General features: G+C 60.3%; 17 protein-coding genes. 7 read left to right on the top strand and 10 right to left on the bottom strand.

Annotated elements, in window-relative coordinates; genetic code table 11:
- Positions 1–182: 182 nt before the first annotated feature.
- Together KLP40_RS03790 and KLP40_RS03785 are read right to left on the bottom strand one after the other, a co-directional pair.
- Positions 183–2,630, bottom strand: coding sequence for a TonB-dependent receptor (locus KLP40_RS03790; RefSeq protein WP_215592311.1), 2,448 nt, complete (start codon positions 2,628–2,630; stop codon positions 183–185).
- Positions 2,631–2,705: 75 nt separating this feature from the next.
- Positions 2,706–3,848, bottom strand: a complete 1,143-nt coding sequence (locus KLP40_RS03785) for a J domain-containing protein (protein ID WP_215592310.1) — start codon at positions 3,846–3,848, stop codon at positions 2,706–2,708.
- 144 nt (positions 3,849–3,992) lie between these two features.
- Here KLP40_RS03785 and KLP40_RS03780 point away from each other — a divergent pair, with 144 nt between their 5' ends.
- The 3 genes from KLP40_RS03780 to KLP40_RS03770 are packed head-to-tail and all read left to right on the top strand — an operon-like array spanning position 3,993 to position 5,952.
- Positions 3,993–4,379, top strand: coding sequence for a phage holin family protein (locus tag KLP40_RS03780; RefSeq protein ID WP_215592309.1), 387 nt, complete (start codon positions 3,993–3,995; stop codon positions 4,377–4,379).
- A gap of 9 nt (positions 4,380–4,388) precedes the next feature.
- Positions 4,389–5,135: a hypothetical protein gene (locus KLP40_RS03775; protein WP_215592308.1), complete on the top strand. Its 747-nt coding sequence runs from the start codon at positions 4,389–4,391 to the stop codon at positions 5,133–5,135.
- A complete protein-coding gene (locus KLP40_RS03770; RefSeq protein WP_215592307.1) occupies positions 5,113–5,952 on the top strand; it encodes a geranylgeranylglyceryl/heptaprenylglyceryl phosphate synthase in 840 nt (279 codons plus the stop codon). The genes KLP40_RS03775 and KLP40_RS03770 overlap by 23 nt, the downstream gene beginning before the upstream one ends.
- A 140-nt stretch (positions 5,953–6,092) precedes the next feature.
- On the opposite strand, the gene KLP40_RS03765 is transcribed toward KLP40_RS03770, so the two are convergent.
- The 7 genes from KLP40_RS03765 to panC all read right to left on the bottom strand — a co-directional run bounded on the left by KLP40_RS03765 (position 6,093) and on the right by panC (position 12,450).
- Positions 6,093–7,016, bottom strand: coding sequence for a helix-turn-helix domain-containing protein (locus KLP40_RS03765; RefSeq protein ID WP_215592306.1), 924 nt, complete (start codon positions 7,014–7,016; stop codon positions 6,093–6,095).
- A 158-nt stretch (positions 7,017–7,174) separates the two neighbouring features.
- Positions 7,175–8,314 (bottom strand): acyl-CoA dehydrogenase family protein, encoded by a 1,140-nt coding sequence (locus KLP40_RS03760; RefSeq protein ID WP_215592304.1) that lies wholly within the window; start codon positions 8,312–8,314, stop codon positions 7,175–7,177.
- A gap of 338 nt (positions 8,315–8,652) precedes the next feature.
- Positions 8,653–9,348, bottom strand: a complete 696-nt coding sequence (locus KLP40_RS03755; protein ID WP_246558611.1) for a zinc metallopeptidase — start codon at positions 9,346–9,348, stop codon at positions 8,653–8,655.
- Positions 9,349–9,412: 64 nt separating this feature from the next.
- On the bottom strand, positions 9,413–9,898 hold the full coding sequence (rfaE2, locus tag KLP40_RS03750) for a D-glycero-beta-D-manno-heptose 1-phosphate adenylyltransferase (RefSeq protein ID WP_215592303.1): 486 nt from the start codon (positions 9,896–9,898) through the stop codon (positions 9,413–9,415).
- Positions 9,899–9,991: 93 nt separating this feature from the next.
- A complete protein-coding gene (locus KLP40_RS03745; RefSeq protein ID WP_215592302.1) occupies positions 9,992–11,044 on the bottom strand; it encodes a lysylphosphatidylglycerol synthase transmembrane domain-containing protein in 1,053 nt (350 codons plus the stop codon).
- 85 nt (positions 11,045–11,129) lie between these two features.
- On the bottom strand, positions 11,130–11,477 hold the full coding sequence (gene panD, locus KLP40_RS03740) for an aspartate 1-decarboxylase (protein WP_019948715.1): 348 nt from the start codon (positions 11,475–11,477) through the stop codon (positions 11,130–11,132).
- 121 nt (positions 11,478–11,598) lie between these two features.
- Positions 11,599–12,450 (bottom strand): pantoate--beta-alanine ligase, encoded by an 852-nt coding sequence (panC, locus tag KLP40_RS03735; RefSeq protein WP_215592301.1) that lies wholly within the window; start codon positions 12,448–12,450, stop codon positions 11,599–11,601.
- 120 nt (positions 12,451–12,570) lie between these two features.
- On the opposite strand from panC, the gene KLP40_RS03730 reads away from it, so the two are divergent.
- From KLP40_RS03730 to glmS, 3 genes are all read left to right on the top strand, one after another.
- The gene (locus tag KLP40_RS03730) at positions 12,571–13,383 is read left to right on the top strand and encodes a glycogen/starch synthase (RefSeq protein WP_215592300.1); all 813 of its coding nucleotides are present in this window, start codon (positions 12,571–12,573) and stop codon (positions 13,381–13,383) included.
- Positions 13,367–14,860 carry a DUF4270 family protein gene (locus tag KLP40_RS03725; protein ID WP_215592299.1) on the top strand — a complete coding sequence of 498 codons (1,494 nt, stop codon included), beginning with the start codon at positions 13,367–13,369 and terminating at the stop codon, positions 14,858–14,860. The genes KLP40_RS03730 and KLP40_RS03725 overlap by 17 nt, the downstream gene beginning before the upstream one ends.
- Before the next feature lie 111 nt (positions 14,861–14,971).
- The gene (glmS, locus tag KLP40_RS03720) at positions 14,972–16,810 is read left to right on the top strand and encodes a glutamine--fructose-6-phosphate transaminase (isomerizing) (protein WP_215592298.1); all 1,839 of its coding nucleotides are present in this window, start codon (positions 14,972–14,974) and stop codon (positions 16,808–16,810) included.
- A 132-nt stretch (positions 16,811–16,942) separates the two neighbouring features.
- On the opposite strand, the gene KLP40_RS03715 is transcribed toward glmS, so the two are convergent.
- Complete coding sequence (locus KLP40_RS03715) at positions 16,943–17,608, bottom strand: 3-hydroxyacyl-CoA dehydrogenase family protein (RefSeq protein WP_215592297.1); 666 nt, start codon at positions 17,606–17,608, stop codon at positions 16,943–16,945.
- 66 nt (positions 17,609–17,674) lie between these two features.
- Here KLP40_RS03715 and KLP40_RS03710 point away from each other — a divergent pair, with 66 nt between their 5' ends.
- Positions 17,675–18,064: a RidA family protein gene (locus KLP40_RS03710; protein WP_215592296.1), complete on the top strand. Its 390-nt coding sequence runs from the start codon at positions 17,675–17,677 to the stop codon at positions 18,062–18,064.
- Positions 18,065–18,172 lie beyond the last annotated feature (108 nt).

Here is an 18,172-nt window from a genome sequence, read left to right as displayed (position 1 = left end):
GGGTAATTGTTGCCAGGCCGGTCTTACTATCAAAACCACTTACATTTTTAGGTTTACCGCATTCATTCTTAGGGCATCCGGTGTGTGTGTGATGCCAAGGGCAACGTATAATTAGGCATCATTGCTTGTGTTATGAAAGCCTCTCCTGGTTCCAGGAGAGGCTTTTTTCGTTTCCAACACGGCTAAAACTCCACGATGAACCCAATGGTGGGCGTCACCAAAGCGTCGTCGTTGGCCAGCAGGATGGGGCGGGCGTTGCTGCCGTCGGGTAGTAAAGGCTGGCCGTCGGTGGTGAGGAAGGCTGTGTTGTCGTCGGTGCGCTGGAAGGCGTACTGGGGGTAGGCCGCGCCTTTCTGCAACAGGGCATTCTGAATGTCTACGTAGAAATCCAGCGTGACGCGGCGCAGGTTCACCTTTTTATCGAGCCGGAAATCGAGCTGCTGGAAGCTGCCCAGGCGCTGGGTGTTGAGGCGGCTGTAGTCGAGGATGCCGGTGCCCAGGGTGGCGTAGTTGAGGCGGGAGGCGTCCTCATCGAAGGGCGTGTAGGGGGCTCCGCCCGAGTAGCGGTACTTCAGGCCCAGCTCCCAGCCCCGCCCAAACTTGCGTCCCAGCAGCGCCGATACCAGGTGGCGCGTATCCCAGGCCGAGGGCTTGTACACCCCGTCCTGCCCGGTAAACTCGCTGCGGAAAGCCGTGTACGACAGCACCCCGAACACGTTTTTGGTTAGCTTTTGCTGCACGAAGAACTCGCCCCCGAACGCCCGGCCCTTGCCCGCGCTGCTCACGGCCTCGTTGCCCAGGGCAGTGAAGTCGCCGCCCAGGTTGGCCAGTGAAATTCCGTCGCGCCTCGACACGGGGTAGTGGTCGTAGCGTTTCAGGAAGCCCTCCAGCGTGATGCGGGTGGCCGGGCGTGGCACCAGCTCCAGACCGGCCACGTAGTGGGTGCTGCCGATGTAGCGCGCCGAGCGGTTCACCCGCTGCCCACTGTTGTTCTGAAAACCCAGGATGGTGCTGGGCGGAATCTTGTAGTAGCGGCCCACCGAGGCGTTCAGGCTCAGCTGGGGTGTGAAGGCCAACGAGGCCGATACCCGCGGCGAGAGGGTGCGCAGCAGGTTGCGGCCGTCGTCGGTGAAGGAGTTGCCATCGGTGCGCAGCCCGGCCGACACGGTAAGCCGCTCGGAGGGCAGCAGCCGGCGGGTGCCCTGCACGAAGGCCCCGAAGCGCACCAACTGCAAATCGGTGCGGAAAGCCACGTTCACGGCGGGCTGCACCACGTTGCCGCTGGCATCGAGCACCTCCCGGCGCAGGCGGTTACGGAAGTCGTTGCCGTAGCCGATGAGCTGGGTCACAGCCCCGTAACTGTACGTCCAGCGGCCCAGGGTTTTGTTCACGTCGAGGCGGAGCTTGTTTTCCTGCTCGCCGGACCGGGTGCGCAGCACGCGCTTCGTCTCGTCGCCAATCTGCCGGTCCTCAAACAAGTCTACCTTATTATAGAGCTGGGTGCGACTGAGGGCCAGGTTGAGGTAACCGTTGGGCAGCAGCCGGCGCAAACTCAGGCCCAGCGTGTAGTTCCACTGGTCGTAGGTAGGCGTGGAGCGCAGCAGGTACTCTTTGTCGGCCGAAGTGTTGCGGGGCACGCCCAGCTCGAAGTGGTCGAGAGCCCCCAGCCCCAGGGCCGTAAGGGTGGTTTTGTCGTTGAGCTTGTGGGTAATTTTGAACTGCGAATCCCAATAGTCGGGCCGGATAGGCAGGTCGAGGGCCTTGAACAGCAGCTGCAAATAGGACCGGCGCACCGAGGCCAGGAACGTGGTTTTGGGGCCCAATGGGCCTTCCAGCGTGCCGGCCAGCTCGGTGCCGCTCAGGCGCACGTTGCCCTGCACCCGGTTGGGGTTGCCGTCGCGCTGCCGGAACTGCAGCACGCTGCTCAGGGCATTGTCGTAGCGCGCCTCAAAGGCCGAGGAGCTCAGCGTCACGTCCTCAATAAACGACACGTTGAGAATGCCCACCGGCCCGCCCGCCGAGCCCTGGGTAGCAAAGTGATTGATGACGGGCACCTCGATGCCGTCGAGGTAGTACACGTTTTCGTTGGGAGCCCCGCCCCGGATGATGATGTCGTTGCGGAAGCCACCGGTACCGGCCGTGCCCCCCACCCCGGGCAGCGACTGAATGACGCGGGATATATCGAAGTTGCCGCCGGGGTTGCTCTTGATTTCCTCCACGTTGAGCCGCTGCACGCTCAGGGGCGTTTCAGCGGTGGCCACCCGAATGGCGCGGTTGGCCGTTACCACTACCTCCTGCAGCTCCTGGCCCTGGCGCAGCTCCAGGTTCAGCAGGTTGTCGTTGCCGGACGTGACGTTCACGTTATAGCGCGTATCGGTCTGGTAGCCAATCAGGGTGGCGCGCACGTTGTAGCTGCCGGTGGGCACGCCCGTCAGGCGGAAGCGGCCGTTTTCATCGGTGCTGGTGCCCAGTTGGGTGCCTTCCAGCAGCACGGTGGCTCCGGGCAGCGGCTGCTGGGTGCCCCGCTCCCGCACCACTCCGCTGATTACGCCGGTCGTCTGGGCCTGGGCAGCAGTAAAGCCGCCACTCAGGCCGGCGGCCACCAGCATGAAGGGTATAGCGTGTTTCATAGGAGCGTAATACGGTGGGTCCGATGATTGTTTCGGGCCGCAAACATAGCGTTTGAATAGTATTCCGGACCCAGTTTACCGCTTTATGCAGGTAGTATCGCGGGCGGCTTGGGCAAAGCCGTAGCCCTGCACGATGGCGCGCCCGAAGTATTCGCAGGCGCGGGCCGGGTCCTGCTGCTGCTGAGCCACCCGCCCCAGCAGGAAGTAGAGCTGCCCGCTGCGGGGCGTGATGTCGAGCACCTCCCAGTAATCCTGCTGGGCGGCCTCGTAGTGCTGCTGCTTGAAACGGGCCAGTCCGCGGTAGGTGAGCAGCTGGCCCCGCAGCCGCGAGCCGGCCGGGGCGTGCCGGAGCCCGCGCGTCAGCTGCCGGTCGGCCTTCCCGAACTGCCGCCGCCCAAACAGCGCAGCCTCCGCGCGCAGCAGCCAAGCCCGGGCCAGGGTGCTGTCGAGGGCCGTGGCCCGGGCGTAGGCGGCCTGGGCGGCCCGGGGGCGGCGCAGAGCGGCCTCGCACTGGCCCAGACGCAGCCACAGCTCCCCCTGCTCGGTGCGGGGAGCATCAGCCAGGGCGGCGCGCAGGTCGGGGCGGGCGGTATCGTACTCGCGCAGACCCAGCTGGCTGACTTCCGCCCGCCGCCGCCGGGCCGGGTAGTAGTCGGGCTTGAAGTGCAGGGCATCGGTGAAGTAGCTGTGGGCCGCCACCCAGTCGTGGCGTACATAGGCCCGCAGCCCCCGCTCGTAGTTGCGCACGCCCGAAACGTGGTCCATGGTCATCTTCACGGAGAAGATAAACAGCAGCAGCCCCAGTCCCAGCAGGGCCGTCAGCCAGTAGTCGCGGCGCGTGAACTTTACCTGCTGACGCGGAATGGGCCGGTAGTGCCGCTCGTGGGCCCCGGCGGGGCGACGGGTGCGCAGCGGGGCGGGCGCCGGCATGGGCACTCCGTACACCCGCTGGCCCTGGTGGCGGTACTCCTGCTGGCGGCGCACCTCCTCGGCCCGCCGGGCGGCCTGGCGCAGCTGCTGGTCGTAGTGGGCGCGGCGGCTTTCGTGGCCCAGCACATGGTAGGCGGCGGCCACGGCCTTGAACAGCTCCTCGTACAGGGTATTGCCGCCGTGCTTATCCGGGTGATACTGCACCGCCAATCGCCTGTACGCCAGCCGGATATCCTGGGCCGAAGCCGTGGCCGAAAGCCCCAATACCTGGTAGTGATTCTGAGTCAAGGAAACCGCGCTATACAGTAAAAGTAACTCAATTTCAGACACGCCGCCGCCTTTTCCGTATGGACGACTACCGCGCATTTCGTGGCCCCGTGCTTTGCTGCGTGGGTACTCCGTAACATTGTTCTCCGCAAATAGTCTCTCCCCATGGGCCTTTTCTCCACCGAAGAAGACACTTCCAAAACGCCCCGCACCGATAACCTGATGGGCAATCTGATGGGCTACCTCGATACGCGCATCGACATCGTGCGGCTGGAAGCCCAGGAAAAAGCCAAAAGCACCTTCGTGAACGTGATGCACGGCGTTTCCATGGCCGTTATCGGGCTGCTGTTTTTCGTGTTCCTGAATCTGTTTATTGCCTTGGTGCTCAACGACGCGCTCGACAGCCCGTACTGGGGCTTCGGCATCGTGGCGGCGTTCTATCTGGTGGTGCTGATCATCTTCGTAGTTGGAGTTGACAAGAAGGCGTTCCAGGGACTGGCCGATAAGCTGCTGAACGACACCATTTACAAATCCGACAAACGCCAAGCTTAATTCCCTTCCATGTCCGATCTGCACAACCCCCTGTTTGAGGATGAAAAAGAGTTTCTGGAGCGTCAGAAACTGGAGTATGAGCGCGCTTTGCGCGGCGACGTTGATGAAATCAAAGCCAAAACGCTGGAGGTCGGCAAATACGCCGCCATTGGGGCCAGCGTGCTGGGCGGCATCTGGCTGGTATCGAAAGCCTTTGGTGGCCGCAGCAAAAAGCCCAAAGGACTGAAAAGTCAGCCGAAGCGTGCTCCGAAGCGCCTGACAGCCGGTAGCCGCGCCCCCCGCCCCCTGGCTTCCACGACCGTCGATACGGCGGTGGCCGACGACCTGGGCTTTGGCGCGGGACACCCGCACTCAGCCCGTCCGCGCAGCCGCCGGGCCGATATTGCGCCCGAGGTCTACCACACCGACGCCGACCCGTTTCAGCCCGTGACGAACCGGCATGAAGAGAACGAGGCTGGTTTTGCAGCCAACGGATACCAGGCAGCAGAACCGCAGGGCGACCATTCTTCGGAAGCTTCGTCTATCCTGGCGTCCACTTTCCGGGCCTTTATGCAGTCGGATACCGGCAAAATGCTGGTAGCCCAGGCCTCGGCAGTCCTCATTGCCTTCGTGGCCAAGAAGGCCGGCGAATATTTGCCAGTCCTCAAAAATGTCGACCTTGCAACTCCGGGCGCCCGCGCTACGGAGCCGGAAACCCGGGATATCGACTTCACTTACCACCACGACGACGCGGATGCGCCTCACCAGCCTGCATGATACGTTAAGTAACCGCCGCGCCCACGGCCAGAAGTCACTGGCTGTTTTGTTGGATCCGGATAATCTGGACGAGACCGGGTGCCGGCACCTGCTTGACTTAAGTGAACAGCACGCGGTAGATTTCTTTTTTATGGGTGGCAGTCTGGTGCTGAGTTCGCGCCAGGCTGCCCTCATTCGTTTTATCAAGAGCCGTTCGGCCGTGCCGGTGCTGCTGTTTCCCAGCCACAGCCTCCACCTCGATGAGCAGGCCGACGGCATTCTGCTGCTCTCCCTGATTTCGGGCCGCAACCCCGATTTTCTGATCGGTCAACACGTTATTGCCGCGCCCCTGCTGCGTCAGAGCAACCTCCAGATTCTGCCTACCGGCTACATGCTGGTAGACACCGGCCGGCAGACCACCGCCAGCTACATCAGCGGCACCACGCCCCTGCCCCACGACAAACCGGCCATTGCTGCCTGCACCGCCATGGCTGGGGAGCAGTTGGGTCTGCGCCTGATGTACCTCGACGGGGGCAGCGGGGCCCTCTACCCGGTAGCGCCGGCCATGATCCGGGCAGTGCGCCAGGCCGTGGAAGTGCCCCTCATCGTGGGTGGCGGCGTCAACACCGTAGAGAAGGCCCAGGCGGCCCTCCAGGCCGGCGCCGACGTCATCGTCATCGGCAACCAGATTGAAAAGGAGCCGAGCTTCCTGGCCGATATGGCCCGCACCGTTGCCCAGTTCAACCAGGAACGCGGCTTACACCAAGGATTAACGCACGCCCTGACGGATTCCGCGGATTTTGCGGACGGCTCCGCACGCAGAAACCCCGCGTCATAATTAGGAGTTGAATTGGCCGACTGATTACCCCCCTGAAACGCAGTAAACAGAAAGAAGCGGCCTCACCGGGAGCCGCTTCTTTCTGTTTATGGTTCACCGAGCAATCAGTGAAATCACGATTAATCAGCGACAATCCGTGATTAAATGTTCATGGCCGACTCGCGGCGGCGCATTTTGCCGGCCGGAATCCCGAACATCATCTTGAAGCGGCGGCAGAAATAAGCCGTGTCCTTGTAGCCCACTTCTTTGCCGATGTCGCGGATGCTCTTCTTGGTGGTGCGGAGCAGGAATACGGCGCGCTCCATGCGCTGGTACTCGATGTAGTCCTGGGGGTTGATGCCAGTGAGCATCTTGAAGTACTGGCCCACGTAGTCCTCGCTCACGTTGGCCACGCCCGAGAGCACCTTGTTCGACAGGTCGCCGCCGATGTTCTCCTTGATATAGTTGAACAGGTCGATCAGGCGCGGATCCTTGAAGTAGGTGCTGTTGGTGGCCAACTGCTCCACAAACATCTTGTTCTTGAGGATGTAGCGCACGATTTCCACCACAATATTCTCGGTGTAAATCGTAATCAGCCGCTCGCGGCCGGGCAGCTCCTGCAGACTTTCCTCCACTACCTTAATCACCAGATTGGCCAGCTTGGAGTTGCCCGTGATGAGGAAGGCCGGCACGTCGAGTGAGGCGAAGAAGTTCACCGAGTCGAATACCTTGGCCTCGAAGCTCACAAAGGAGTGGCTTTCCTCAGCATCTCCGATCAGATCGAGGTCGGAGTTGGAGTGGAAGAACTTGTCTTTGTTGGTGATGAGGTCGTCGTTGGTAATGCTCTTGCTCGAAGGCTCTCCGTAGCTCACTTTGGTGGCCCGGCCGCCGGGGATGAAGAGCATTTCGCCTTCTTCCACCACTTGCTCCTCGTCGCCGAAGGAAACCCGGCCCTTGTGCAGCAGAATGAGGTTATTGCCTACGTCGTAGGAATTGCGAACCGTAAAGGGCTGCTGAAGTACGAGGTTTTTCGCTTTGATGTATCGAACACCCAGCGACTCTATCACTTTATTATAATCTTCCATCTTTAACGGGCGGGTGAAATTGTTCTGGTGTGGCCGGGAAATGGCACCCCGGACTTATCTAATGCAAAATAACATATAAAAATTCACACAAACACAAAACCCAGCCTAAAAAAGGCTGGGTTTTGTGCAACGGTTCTGACTTTTAGGCAATTCGCCCGTTATTTTAATATTTCCCGCGAGATTACAATTTTCTGAATCTCCGAGGTTCCTTCGTAAATCTGGGTGATTTTGGCGTCGCGCATCAGGCGCTCGACGTGGTATTCTTTCACGAAACCGTAGCCGCCGTGCACCTGTACCGCTTCCACGGCCGTGTCCATGGCCACCTTGGAGGCGAACAGCTTGGCCATGGCACCCGACTTGGCGTAGTCCTGGTGGGCATCCTTGTCGTGGGCGGCCTGCAGGCAGAGTAAGCGGGCCGCGTCGATGTTGGTGGCCATATCGGCCAGCTTGAACTGGATGGCCTGGTGCTGGGAAATCGGCACGCCGAAGGCCTTGCGCTCCTTGGAGTACTTCAGGGCCAGCTCGTAGGAGCCGGATGCAATGCCCAGGGCCTGAGCGGCAATGCCGATGCGGCCGCCGGCCAGCACCTGCATGGCGAACTTGAAGCCGAAGCCGTCTTCGCCAATGCGGTTTTCCTTGGGCACCTTCACGTCATTGAACATGAGCGAGCAGGTGTCGGAACCACGGATGCCCAGCTTGTTTTCCTTGGGCCCGGTCACGAAGCCTTCCATGCCCTTATCCACGATAAGCACGTTGATGCCGCGGTGCTTGGCCTCGGCGTTGGTCTGGGCAATAACCAGGTACACCGAAGCGGTAGTGCCGTTGGTAATCCAGTTTTTGGTGCCATTGAGCAGGTAATGGTCGCCTTTGTCTTCGGCCGTAGTGCGCTGCATGGTGGCATCGGAACCGGCTTCGGGCTCGGAGAGGGCGAAGGCCCCAATGATTTCACCCGAGGTCAGGCCCGGCAGGTACTTGCGCTTCTGCTCCTCGGTGCCGTACTTCTCCAGGCCCCAGCACACCAGCGAGTTGTTCACGCTCATGATAACGGAGCAGGAAGCATCCACCTTGCTGATTTCCTCCATGGCCAGCACGTAGCTCACGGTGTCCATGCCGCCGCCGCCGTACTCGGGGCTGACCATCATGCCCATGAAGCCCAGCTCGCCCATCTTCTTGATTTGCTCGGCGGGGAATTTCTGGTGTTCATCGCGCTCAATTACGCCGTCCCAGAGTTCAGACTGGGCAAATTCGCGGGCGGCGGCCTGAACGGCTAGTTGTTCTTCGGTGAGCTGGAAATCCATGCGGTAAGAATGGGGTGGGATGGGAAAACGTATCAGGAGCGGCCGAGCGTAAATTCGCTGGCCGCTTCAAAATTAACCTACAGATTTTGGAGATTAGGCAGATGAACTGGTTTTTTTCTCCGCGGACGGGATTATAAGGCCCAGGGCCGGTTTTTTGTTTCCGAGCCGTCCAACTATCTACTATTCCCGCCCGCAGCTTCGGCGGCAGCAGGTTTTGAGTCCGGAAACAGGCTACCGGCTTTTGCAGAATTCCAACAACCTGGCCACCCCTAAACGAGCTGCGCCACCCCGCAAGGGAGTGGCGCCGCTCAGAAAACTTAGCGAGGCTTGCCGTCGGGTTAGTCGCGGCGGCGACCCATGAGCAGGGTGGCGTAGTAGAAGAGCGTGGCCAGGGAGCCCAGGGCGGCTACCACATAGGTCATGGCGGCCCACCACAGGGCATCCTTGGCCATCGCGTGCTCCTGGGTTGTCACGATGCGGCGCTTGTCCATCCAGGCCAACGCCCGTTTGGAGGCATCGAACTCCACGGGCAGGGTCACGAAGCTGAAGAGCGTGGTCAGGGAAAACAAGGCGACGCCGGCCGCCAGGGGCAGCGGGGTATTCTGGAGCATAATTACGCCCAGAAACAAGAGGATGGGCATGAACTTCGAGACGGCACTCAGGGCCGGCACCAGGGCCGAGCGGAACTTGAGGGCACCGTAGGCGGTGGCGTGCTGCACAGCGTGGCCGCACTCGTGGGCAGCCACGGCGGCGGCGGCGGCGCTGCGCTCCTCGTACACCGCCTCGCTCAGGTTCACGGTTTTGTCGGCGGGGTTGTAGTGGTCGGTGAGGCGGCCGGCGGTGCTGATAACCCGCACGTCGGTAATACCGTGGTCGGCCAGCATGAGCTCGGCCACCTGCCGGCCCGAGAGGCCGTTTTGGAGGCCAATGCGCGAGTACTGCTCAAATTTGCTTTTCAGTCGCCACTGGATCAGCCAGCTGGCAATCATCGTAAGGATGACGATGATATAAGCGGGGCTCAGGGAGTACATCATGGAAGAAGAAGATGGAAGGTGAACGGATGGCGGCCCGGGGCGGGCAGCTCTTCTGCGCCGCGCCTTAACCGGAAATGTGCTGACTGATGCGCTCCACGATACGCGTGGTACTGTAGCCGGCCACCAGTGGTACGGTGAGCACCTGGCCACCGTTTTGTAACACCACTTCGTGGCCCACAATTCCGCTGAGGGCGTAGTCGTCGCCCTTGACCAGAATATCGGGCCGCAGGGCTTCAATGAGAGCCAGCGGGGTTTGCTCCTCAAACAGCACTACCGCATCCACGAACAAAAGAGAGGCCAATACCCGGGCGCGTGACACTTCGTCCTGCAGGGGCCGGCCGGGCTTGAGGCGGCTGACCGAAGCATCCGTGTTCAGGCCCACTACCAGCCGCTGGCCCAGGTGACGGGCTTTCTCCAGGTAGTCAACGTGGCCGAGGTGCAACAGGTCGAAGCAGCCGTTGGTGAACACCACTTTCTCGCCGGCGGCCTGCCAGCCGGCCACTACCGGCAGCAGCGCCGCCCGCTCCAGAATTTTATCTTTGGCCCACATGGCGCAGTTCGATAGTTGAGGTGGTTGAATAAGGGGAAGAGTCAGAACGTCAGCGGGCTGTGGTGCTCCGGTACCCGCCCGGGCCGGACCGGGCTACCGCAGCGCCGCGTCGGGCTCCAGTTGCCCGGGGGCGACTTCCGGAAAGGCCGCCGCCTTGCCCGATTTAAGCATGCTGGCCGCAAAGCTGATGCCGCCCATGAGCACTACCAGCAGCGTCTGGGAGCCGTGCACCACCAGGGCGTAGGCAATACCGGCTTCCTTGCTGATGCCGTAAGCCAGCAGAATGCCCTGCACCATGATGTGAAACGGCCCGATGCCGCCCGCCACCGGCGCGGCCATCCCGAAGGCCCCGAAGGTGAGCACGGCCAGACCGGCACGCATACCCAGGTCGTAGGTTTCGGGGAAGGCGAAGAAGGCCAGGTAGTCCATGAGGTAGTACACGGCCCAGGTGAAGAAAGTGTGAAACAGGAACAGACCCTTGTTTTCCAGCTTCAGCACGCTGAAGGCCCCGGCAATGATGCCCTTCACGAAGCTCATCGTTTTGTTGAACAGGGCATTCTGACGCAGACGCTCCAGGTTGCGGAATACCGCGTAAGCCAGTCCCAGCAGCAGCAGCGTGGCAATGCCCAGGGCCAGCACCAGCGGCGCGGGGTTGCGCGACAGCGCATCGTAACGGCCGGCCAGCACTTTATCGGTTACGAAGGACCAGAAGGTGGTGAAATCGAGCAGCAGCGTGCCGCCCAGCAGACTCAGCAGTACCAGTACGTCAATTACCCGCTCGGTTACCACGGTGCCCAGGGCTACCTGCACCGGTACGCCGCTGGTACGCCGCAGCACCGAGCACCGGATAACCTCGCCCATGCGTGGCAACACCAAGTTGGCCAGGTAGCCGACCATCATGGCGTGGTACACGTCCCAGTAGCGCGGACGGTGCCCGGTGGGCGTAATCTGCATCTTCCAGCGGTAGGCCCGGCTGAAGTACCCCAGCACCGAGAGCAGCATCGTCAGCAGCAGCCACCAGTAGTTGGCCCCGCGCACGTACCCGCCGATGCGGCTCAGGTCCTGCCCCTGCAGGGCGTACCACATCAAAAGGCCCGATACGGCCAGCAGCAACGTGTATTTGATGACGTTGAGCAGTTGCTTCATTTATAGGCTATTAGCTGAGAGCCGCTAGCTGACAGCTCTTCTTATTGACGAAAGCCAACAGCTATCAGCTAATAGCTGAAAAAAATCAGGCTACGCGGTTGTGCTGATCGGGAAAGATGACAGTAGGCTGGTGGGCCTTGGCCTCCGCAAAATCAATGAGAGCGTAGGAGATGATGATGACGATGTCGCCCACGGCCACGCGCCGGGCGGCCGGACCGTTCAGGCAGATCATGCCCGAGCCCCGCTCGCCCTTGATGGTGTAGGTTTCGAACCGCTCCCCGTTGTTGATGTTGACGATGGTTACCTTCTCGTTTTCCACCATGTTGGCCGCGTCCAGCAGGTCCTCATCAATGGTGATGCTGCCCACGTAGTGGAGCTCCGCCTGCGTAACCTTTACGCGGTGAATTTTCGACTTGAGAACCTCGATATGCATGAGCTGAAAAGCGGGTGGACTATTTTCCGCAAAGATAGGCAAGCGGCAACGGGGAAAGGAAAAAGCGGGGCGGGCAGTTCCGGAGAGTCATTCGAGTGGTCCGGCACTAGCCCATCCCCGGCTACCGTTCCACCACCACGTTGTCAATCAGGCGCACACCGCCCAGATGAGCCGCCAGACACAGGGCCACCGGCCGGCCGGGCCACCAGGCTGTGAGAGGCTGCAGACTGTGAGCATCCACTACGGCTATGTATTCCAGCTCCAGCCCCGGCACCGAAGCCAGTGCCTCCGTTACGGCGGCCTGCACGGCCGCCGGACTCAGGGCTCCGGCCCGTACCAATTGCTCAGCCAGCTGCAGGCTCTGGTACAGGCGCGGCGCCAGGGCCCGGGCTGTGGCATCGAGCCGGCGGTTGCGCGAAGACATAGCCAGCCCATCGGCTTCGCGCACGGTGGGGAAGGCCACCAGCGTCAGGTCGAACGACAGGTCGCTGATGAGCTGGCGCACAATGGCCACCTGCTGAAAATCCTTCTGCCCGAAATAAGCGCGGTGGGGCCGGCTCAGGTGAAACAGCTTGCTGACCACTGTGGCCACCCCATTGAAATGCCCCGGCCGGTGCTCGCCTTCCATCACCCGCTCCAGGGCGCCAAAATCGAACTGCAGGGCCGTGGGGCGCGGGTACATTTCTTCTACCGAAGGCAGAAACAGGGCTGTGCAGCCGGCCGGAGCCAGCAGGGCCGCATCGGCCTCGGGCAGGCGCGGGTAGAGCCGGAAATCATCGGGATTGTTGAACTGTGTGGGGTTGACAAAAATGCTGGCCACTACCACCTCACACTCGCGGGCTGCGGCGCGCACCAGCTGCAAATGGCCTTCGTGCAGGGCTCCCATTGTTGGCACCAGACCGATGCGCTGCCCGCGCTGGCGCCAGATTTCCGTCTGGGCTTGCAACGCCGCCGCCGTATTGAGTATCTCCATAGAGTAAAAGCGGCGCTTGGACGAGCCGGCAACCGAACTAGATTGAAAATTCCCTCAAAAATGCTTAATTTTGTGCATCCCAAAGTGTTGCCCTTTCCCAATAACCCCAACTGACTCTATATGTCCAAGTTGAGAATACTCTATGCTGCCACGGAAATCAACCCGTTTTTGCAAACCACTAAGGTAGCAGAGTTTTTGCGGCGGCTGCCGCAGGGAATGCAGGAAATGGGGATGGAGATCCGCATTTTTGTGCCCCGGTTCGGTATTATCAATGAGCGTAAAAACCGCCTGCATGAAGTAGTCCGGCTGTCGGGAATTAATATTGCGGTGGGCGAAGACGAGAAGCCGCTCATTATTAAAGTGGCCTCCATTCCGAATGCGAAGCTGCAAGTTTACTTCATTGACAATGAAGATTACTTCCACCGCAAATCGGTACTGGTAGACAAGAACGATAAGTTTCACTCCGACAATGATGAGCGTGCCATTTTCTTCTGCAAAGGCGTGCTCGAAACGGTCAAGAAACTCGGCTGGGCCCCCGATATCGTGCACTGCAACGACTGGATGACGGGCCTGATTCCGATGTACCTGAAAACGACCTACAAGAAGGATCCGATTTTCAAGGATGCCAAATCGGTGTTCACCATCTACAATAACGAATTCGATTTCAAGTTTGAAGGCGACATTGTGGAGAAGGCCAAAATGCTGGACATCGATGACGATATGCTGGCTTCGCTGAAAACGGCCGATTTCGGCGGCTTCATCAAAGTAGGCATGGAGTATGCCGACACGGTAGTGAAATCCGACGAGGACTTCAGTGAGAACCTGAATACGCTGTTCACGGAGTACTCCACCAAAAAACAAATTGAGCAGGTCGCCGCCGACGACAACCTGCTGACTTCTTACTACGCGCTGTATAATGAATTGGCCAACTAGCGCCAGCCGACTTGCTTCGGTTTCTCTCTTTGCCGTTGGCCTGCTGGGCCTCACCACGGCCTGTGAAAAGGCCACTGACCTGGGCCTCGACCTGCCCGGCACTTCGCCCATTTCAGCTACTTTTCTCGACCTGCCCCTGAAGGCGTCCACTGTTCGGCAACAACCTGTTCAGACGGTTAAAGCCGATCAGTATCTGGCGGGCCGGTTGAAGGATTCGTTTGTGGGTACGACTACGGCTACCTCATTTCTGAATCTGCTGGTGCTGTCTAACCCCGATTCGCTACCGGCCAGATTCACGACGCCGGTACTGGACTCGGTGGTGCTGACGCTGCCCTTCAGCCAGGTATACGGCTCGGCAGCGCAGCCCCTGCGCCTCGACCTGCTGCCCCTGCAGCAGCCGCTTGATGAGCGGACGGTATACACGTCGGAATCATCCGTCGCCACGGATCCGGCGCTGGTGAGCAACTTTGCGGCGGCTCTGAACCGGGAACGCACGGTCCGGACCGTGGTATCCACGGTCAGCGGAGTCAACGACACCATCAATACAACTGCCCCCGATCAGGTTGTTCGTATTCGACTCCAGCAGTACCCGAGCGCGGCCGGCCCGACGGCGGCTTTGTTTCAGGCCCTGAAGAGTACCTCTTTCAACCAAGCCGCACTCGACGCCGTTCTTCCGGGAATTGCCTTGCGTCCCACGGCTACCCACACGGGCAACATTGTTGGGTTCTCGCGGACTTCGGCCGCGCAACTGCGATTCTATTTCCAGGGCACGACGGCGGCCGGCGTGAAGAAGAATAATCTTAGTTACGCTCTTTACCTGGCCAGCATTCCGCCCCAGGCGGGGAGCTTCGCCGACGGCAAGTATTTCACCCAGCTCACCACTGACCTGTCGGGCTCGGCGCTGGCCGGCCTAACGCCCCAAAACCCACTTCCGGCAGCTTCAACCAACGGCCTGACGTACGTGCAGGAAGGCGTGGGACTGGGAACCCGCATCGAATTTGAGGGGCTGGAGGCGTTGCGCGATCAGGCAGGTCTGGCTATCAACCGCGCCGAACTCCTGATTCCGGTTAAGCCGTTCAGCAACGCGTTGTTTCCTTACAATGGGGGTCTGTACCTGTACGAAGTGAATGATGCCAATCAGCCGCTGGTCCGGACGGCCGGGGCCAGCACTGCAGAACGACTGGTTCAGCAGGAAGGGATTATCAGCACATCCGCTGGCAGTTACCGCTCTACCCCTACTTCGGTGGGCGCGCCGGCGGCGGCTACCCTGGTGGGCTCAGGCACTTCAAACCAGTACTACGCCGTGGCTATTACCGAATACCTGCAAGCCTACCTGCAGAATCGTTTGAATGGGGAACTGCCTACGGGGCTATTACTGTCTCCCATCCTGCGTTCTTCCACCAGCCTGACCCTGAATCGCGCGCAACTGGACGCCAGCGGATTTAAGTTGCGCGTATACTACTCCAAGCTCCGCTAGCCCCCTGGCTGCTGGCGAAACTTGCCGAACAGGGCGGCACGGCTTTTGCCGTTGCCGCCCGATTTTTGCTTTCTTTTTCGGAATTTTCTGCTCTGAACCACTCAAAACACTATGTGCGGAATTGTCGCTTACATCGGGCACCGTGAGGCTTGTCCCATCATCATTAAAGGTCTGCGCCGGCTGGAATACCGCGGCTACGACTCGGCCGGCGTTGCTTTGCTCGACAACAGCCAACTCAGCGTGTACAAGAAGAAAGGCAAGGTTGCTGATCTGGAAGCCTTTATCGAGCAGAAGGATACGCATGCCAACATCGGTATGGGCCACACCCGCTGGGCCACCCACGGGGAGCCCAACGACGTGAATGCTCACCCGCACTACTCCACTTCGGAGCGGATTGCCATCATTCACAATGGTATCATTGAGAACTATGCGGCGCTGAAGAAGCACCTACAACTGCAGGGCCACGTTTTCCACTCCGATACGGACACGGAAGTATTCGTGAACCTCATTGAGGAGATTCAGAAAAACAATAACTGCTCCTTGGAGCAGGCCGTGCGTCTGGCTCTGCATGAGGTGGTAGGCGCTTACGCCATTGTGGTGCTCAGCAAGGACAATCCGGGCCAGCTCATTGCCGCCCGTAAGGGTTCCCCGCTGGTAGTAGGCATCGGCGAAAACGAGTTCTTCCTGGCTTCCGATGCCACTCCCATCATCGAGTACACCAACGAAGTAGTCTATGTTAACGACTACGAACTGGTGGTTATCAAGGATGGCGAAATGGACCTGCGCAGCCGCGAGGACGTGAAGCAGACGCCTTACATCCAGAAGCTGGAGCTGGAGCTGGACCGCATTGAGAAAGGCGGTTACGAGCACTTCATGATGAAGGAGATTTTCGAGCAGCCCCGCTCGATTCTCGACTCCATGCGCGGCCGCCTGGAGCTGGAAGCCGGCCACCTGAACATGGGCGGCGTGCGCGCCTACGAGCGGAAATTCGTGAATGCCGACCGCATCCTGATTGTAGCCTGCGGTACTTCCTGGCACGCCGGCTTGGTGGCCGAGTATCTGCTGGAAGACCTGGCCCGCATTCCGGTAGAGGTGGAATACGCCTCGGAATTCCGTTACCGCAACCCCGTTATCACGGAGCGCGACATCGTAATTGCCATTTCCCAGAGCGGCGAAACGGCCGATACGCTGGCGGCCCTGGAACTGGCCAAGAGCCGCGGCGCCACCATCTTCGGGATCTGCAACGTGGTGGGCTCGAGCATTGCCCGCGCCACCGATGCGGGTGCCTACACCCACGCCGGCCCCGAAATTGGCGTAGCTTCGACCAAAGCCTTCACGGCCCAGGTAACGGTTCTCACGCTGCTGGCCATGATTGTGGGCCATAAGCGCGGCACCCTCACCGATACGCGTCTGCGCGAGCTGATGGTGGAGTTGAACACTATTCCGGCCAAAGTGGAGAAGGCTCTGGAGCTGAACACGGAAATCATGCAGATTGCCGAGATCTTCAAGGACTCCACTAACTTCCTCTACCTGGGCCGGGGCTACAACTTCCCCGTGGCCCTGGAAGGCGCCCTCAAGCTCAAGGAAATCAGTTATATCCACGCGGAAGGCTACCCGGCCGCCGAGATGAAGCACGGCCCCATCGCCCTCATTGATGAGAACATGCCGGTAGTGGTCATTGCTACCAAGGACAGCTCCTACGAGAAGGTGGTCAGCAACATCCAGGAGGTGAAGGCCCGCAAAGGCCGCATCATTGCCGTGGTAACCGAAGGCGACGACGTGATTCCGGCCATGGCCGAGTTCACGATTGAGGTGCCCGCCACCAGTGAGGTGCTTATGCCCCTGGTATCGGTAGTACCGCTGCAACTGCTCTCCTACCACATTGCTGTGATGCGCGGCTGCAACGTAGACCAGCCCCGTAACCTGGCCAAATCGGTGACGGTGGAGTAAAAATCGGTAGCTGCTGGCTATTGGCTGATAGCTATCAGCTTATGCGTTGCCAGCTTATCACTACTCACATAGAAACGGCCACTTCGGAGCTTCCGAAGTGGCCGTTTCTATGTGGGCCGAGCCGCAATGCGCTTACAGCTCAAACTGCTCCCCACGCAGACACATCGTTTTCAGCAGCGGGCACACTTTGTAACGCTCCTCGTGGGTATCCTCGTAGAGGGCCTCCAGCGTTTCATATACCCGGTTTACGCCGATGGCGTTGGCCCACTCGAAAGGCCCATGGGGGTAGTTGGTGCCCAGTTTCATGCCCAAATCAATGTCCTGGACGGTGGCGGTGCCTTCCTGCAGGGTGTAGCAGGCCTCGTTGATAACCATGCACAGCACCCGGGGCGTGACCAGACCCACACGGTCCTGCACCAGCCGGTAGTCGGTGCCCAGGGCGGCGCAGGTGGCGGCCAGCTCGGCGGCATCGGTAGGGCGGTACAGGCTGACTTCCAGCAACGGGCGGTCCAGGAGGGTGGGCAGGCCGCAGAAACCGAAGACCGGGCCAAACGGGGCCGCTTCGCCCTGGAATACCTGGGCCAGACTGCGGGCCGTGGCGTTGTAGAACAGGGGTTGGCGGGGCTGCTCGTAATGCAGCTCGGGCCAGTCGCGCAGGTCGAAGGCTACATCGGCGGCGGCGAGACGGGCGGTCAGGTCAGCGGCCGGGGCAGGACAGAAGTCGTAGGAGTGCGCGGGGCCAAATTTGCGGCGCAGCTCCGCTTCCACGGTTTCGCCCCCTACAATGAACAGATGCATAGTTTTTCGGCTTACTTTCGCTCAAAGATAGACGTTCCTTTTCCTCCCTCCTGTTCTTCTGCCCACATGGCCCATACCATCGTTTTCTCGCCCCAGGCCCCCGCTCCCATCGGCCCCTACAGCCAGGCCATCCAGGCCGGCAACACCGTGTACGTTTCGGGCCAGATTGCCCTCGATCCTACTACCGGCCAACTGGTGGGCGGCGGCGACGTAGCGGCCGAAACCCACCAGGTAATGCGCAACCTGCAGGCCGTGCTGGGCGCCGCCGGCCTCACGCTGCGCCACGTGGTGAAGTGCAGCATCTTCGTGAAGGACCTGGGCAATTTCGGCCTCATCAACGATATCTACGGCAGCTATTTTGAGGTCGATTACGCTCCCGCCCGCGAAACAGTAGAGGTCAGCCGCCTGCCCAAAGACGTGCAGGTAGAAATTTCCTGCATCGCCGTGGGGAGTTAGAAAGTTGAGAAGTTTGTAAGGGGGGGAAGTTAGAAAATGACTCACGTGGTCTGCTTTCTGACTCTCTCTTTCCCATGCCTCACAGTGCCCTTCGCTCTGCTCCGCATT

Source organism: Hymenobacter piscis (genome assembly GCF_018760735.1).
Taxonomy (GTDB): domain Bacteria; phylum Bacteroidota; class Bacteroidia; order Cytophagales; family Hymenobacteraceae; genus Hymenobacter; species Hymenobacter piscis.
The sequence above is the reverse complement of the archived record's forward strand: the minus strand, read 5'-3'. Positions and strand labels throughout refer to the sequence as shown.

Excerpts from the sequence above, each read along its gene's own strand:
- KLP40_RS03755 (WP_246558611.1), bottom strand. The coding sequence starts at position 9,348 with ATGATGTACTCCCTGAGCCCCGCTTATATCATCGTCATCCTTACGATG.
- KLP40_RS03765 (WP_215592306.1), bottom strand. The coding sequence starts at position 7,016 with ATGGAAGATTATAATAAAGTGATAGAGTCGCTGGGTGTTCGATACATC.
- KLP40_RS03745 (WP_215592302.1), bottom strand. The coding sequence starts at position 11,044 with ATGAAGCAACTGCTCAACGTCATCAAATACACGTTGCTGCTGGCCGTA.
- glmS (WP_215592298.1), top strand. The coding sequence starts at position 14,972 with ATGTGCGGAATTGTCGCTTACATCGGGCACCGTGAGGCTTGTCCCATC.
- KLP40_RS03725 (WP_215592299.1), top strand. The coding sequence starts at position 13,367 with ATGAATTGGCCAACTAGCGCCAGCCGACTTGCTTCGGTTTCTCTCTTT.
- KLP40_RS03780 (WP_215592309.1), top strand. The coding sequence starts at position 3,993 with ATGGGCCTTTTCTCCACCGAAGAAGACACTTCCAAAACGCCCCGCACC.
- KLP40_RS03710 (WP_215592296.1), top strand. The coding sequence starts at position 17,675 with ATGGCCCATACCATCGTTTTCTCGCCCCAGGCCCCCGCTCCCATCGGC.
- KLP40_RS03790 (WP_215592311.1), bottom strand. The coding sequence starts at position 2,630 with ATGAAACACGCTATACCCTTCATGCTGGTGGCCGCCGGCCTGAGTGGC.
- KLP40_RS03775 (WP_215592308.1), top strand. The coding sequence starts at position 4,389 with ATGTCCGATCTGCACAACCCCCTGTTTGAGGATGAAAAAGAGTTTCTG.
- KLP40_RS03715 (WP_215592297.1), bottom strand. The coding sequence starts at position 17,608 with ATGCATCTGTTCATTGTAGGGGGCGAAACCGTGGAAGCGGAGCTGCGC.
- KLP40_RS03730 (WP_215592300.1), top strand. The coding sequence starts at position 12,571 with ATGTCCAAGTTGAGAATACTCTATGCTGCCACGGAAATCAACCCGTTT.
- KLP40_RS03770 (WP_215592307.1), top strand. The coding sequence starts at position 5,113 with ATGCGCCTCACCAGCCTGCATGATACGTTAAGTAACCGCCGCGCCCAC.
- panD (WP_019948715.1), bottom strand. The coding sequence starts at position 11,477 with ATGCATATCGAGGTTCTCAAGTCGAAAATTCACCGCGTAAAGGTTACG.
- rfaE2 (WP_215592303.1), bottom strand. The coding sequence starts at position 9,898 with ATGTGGGCCAAAGATAAAATTCTGGAGCGGGCGGCGCTGCTGCCGGTA.
- panC (WP_215592301.1), bottom strand. The coding sequence starts at position 12,450 with ATGGAGATACTCAATACGGCGGCGGCGTTGCAAGCCCAGACGGAAATC.
- KLP40_RS03760 (WP_215592304.1), bottom strand. The coding sequence starts at position 8,314 with ATGGATTTCCAGCTCACCGAAGAACAACTAGCCGTTCAGGCCGCCGCC.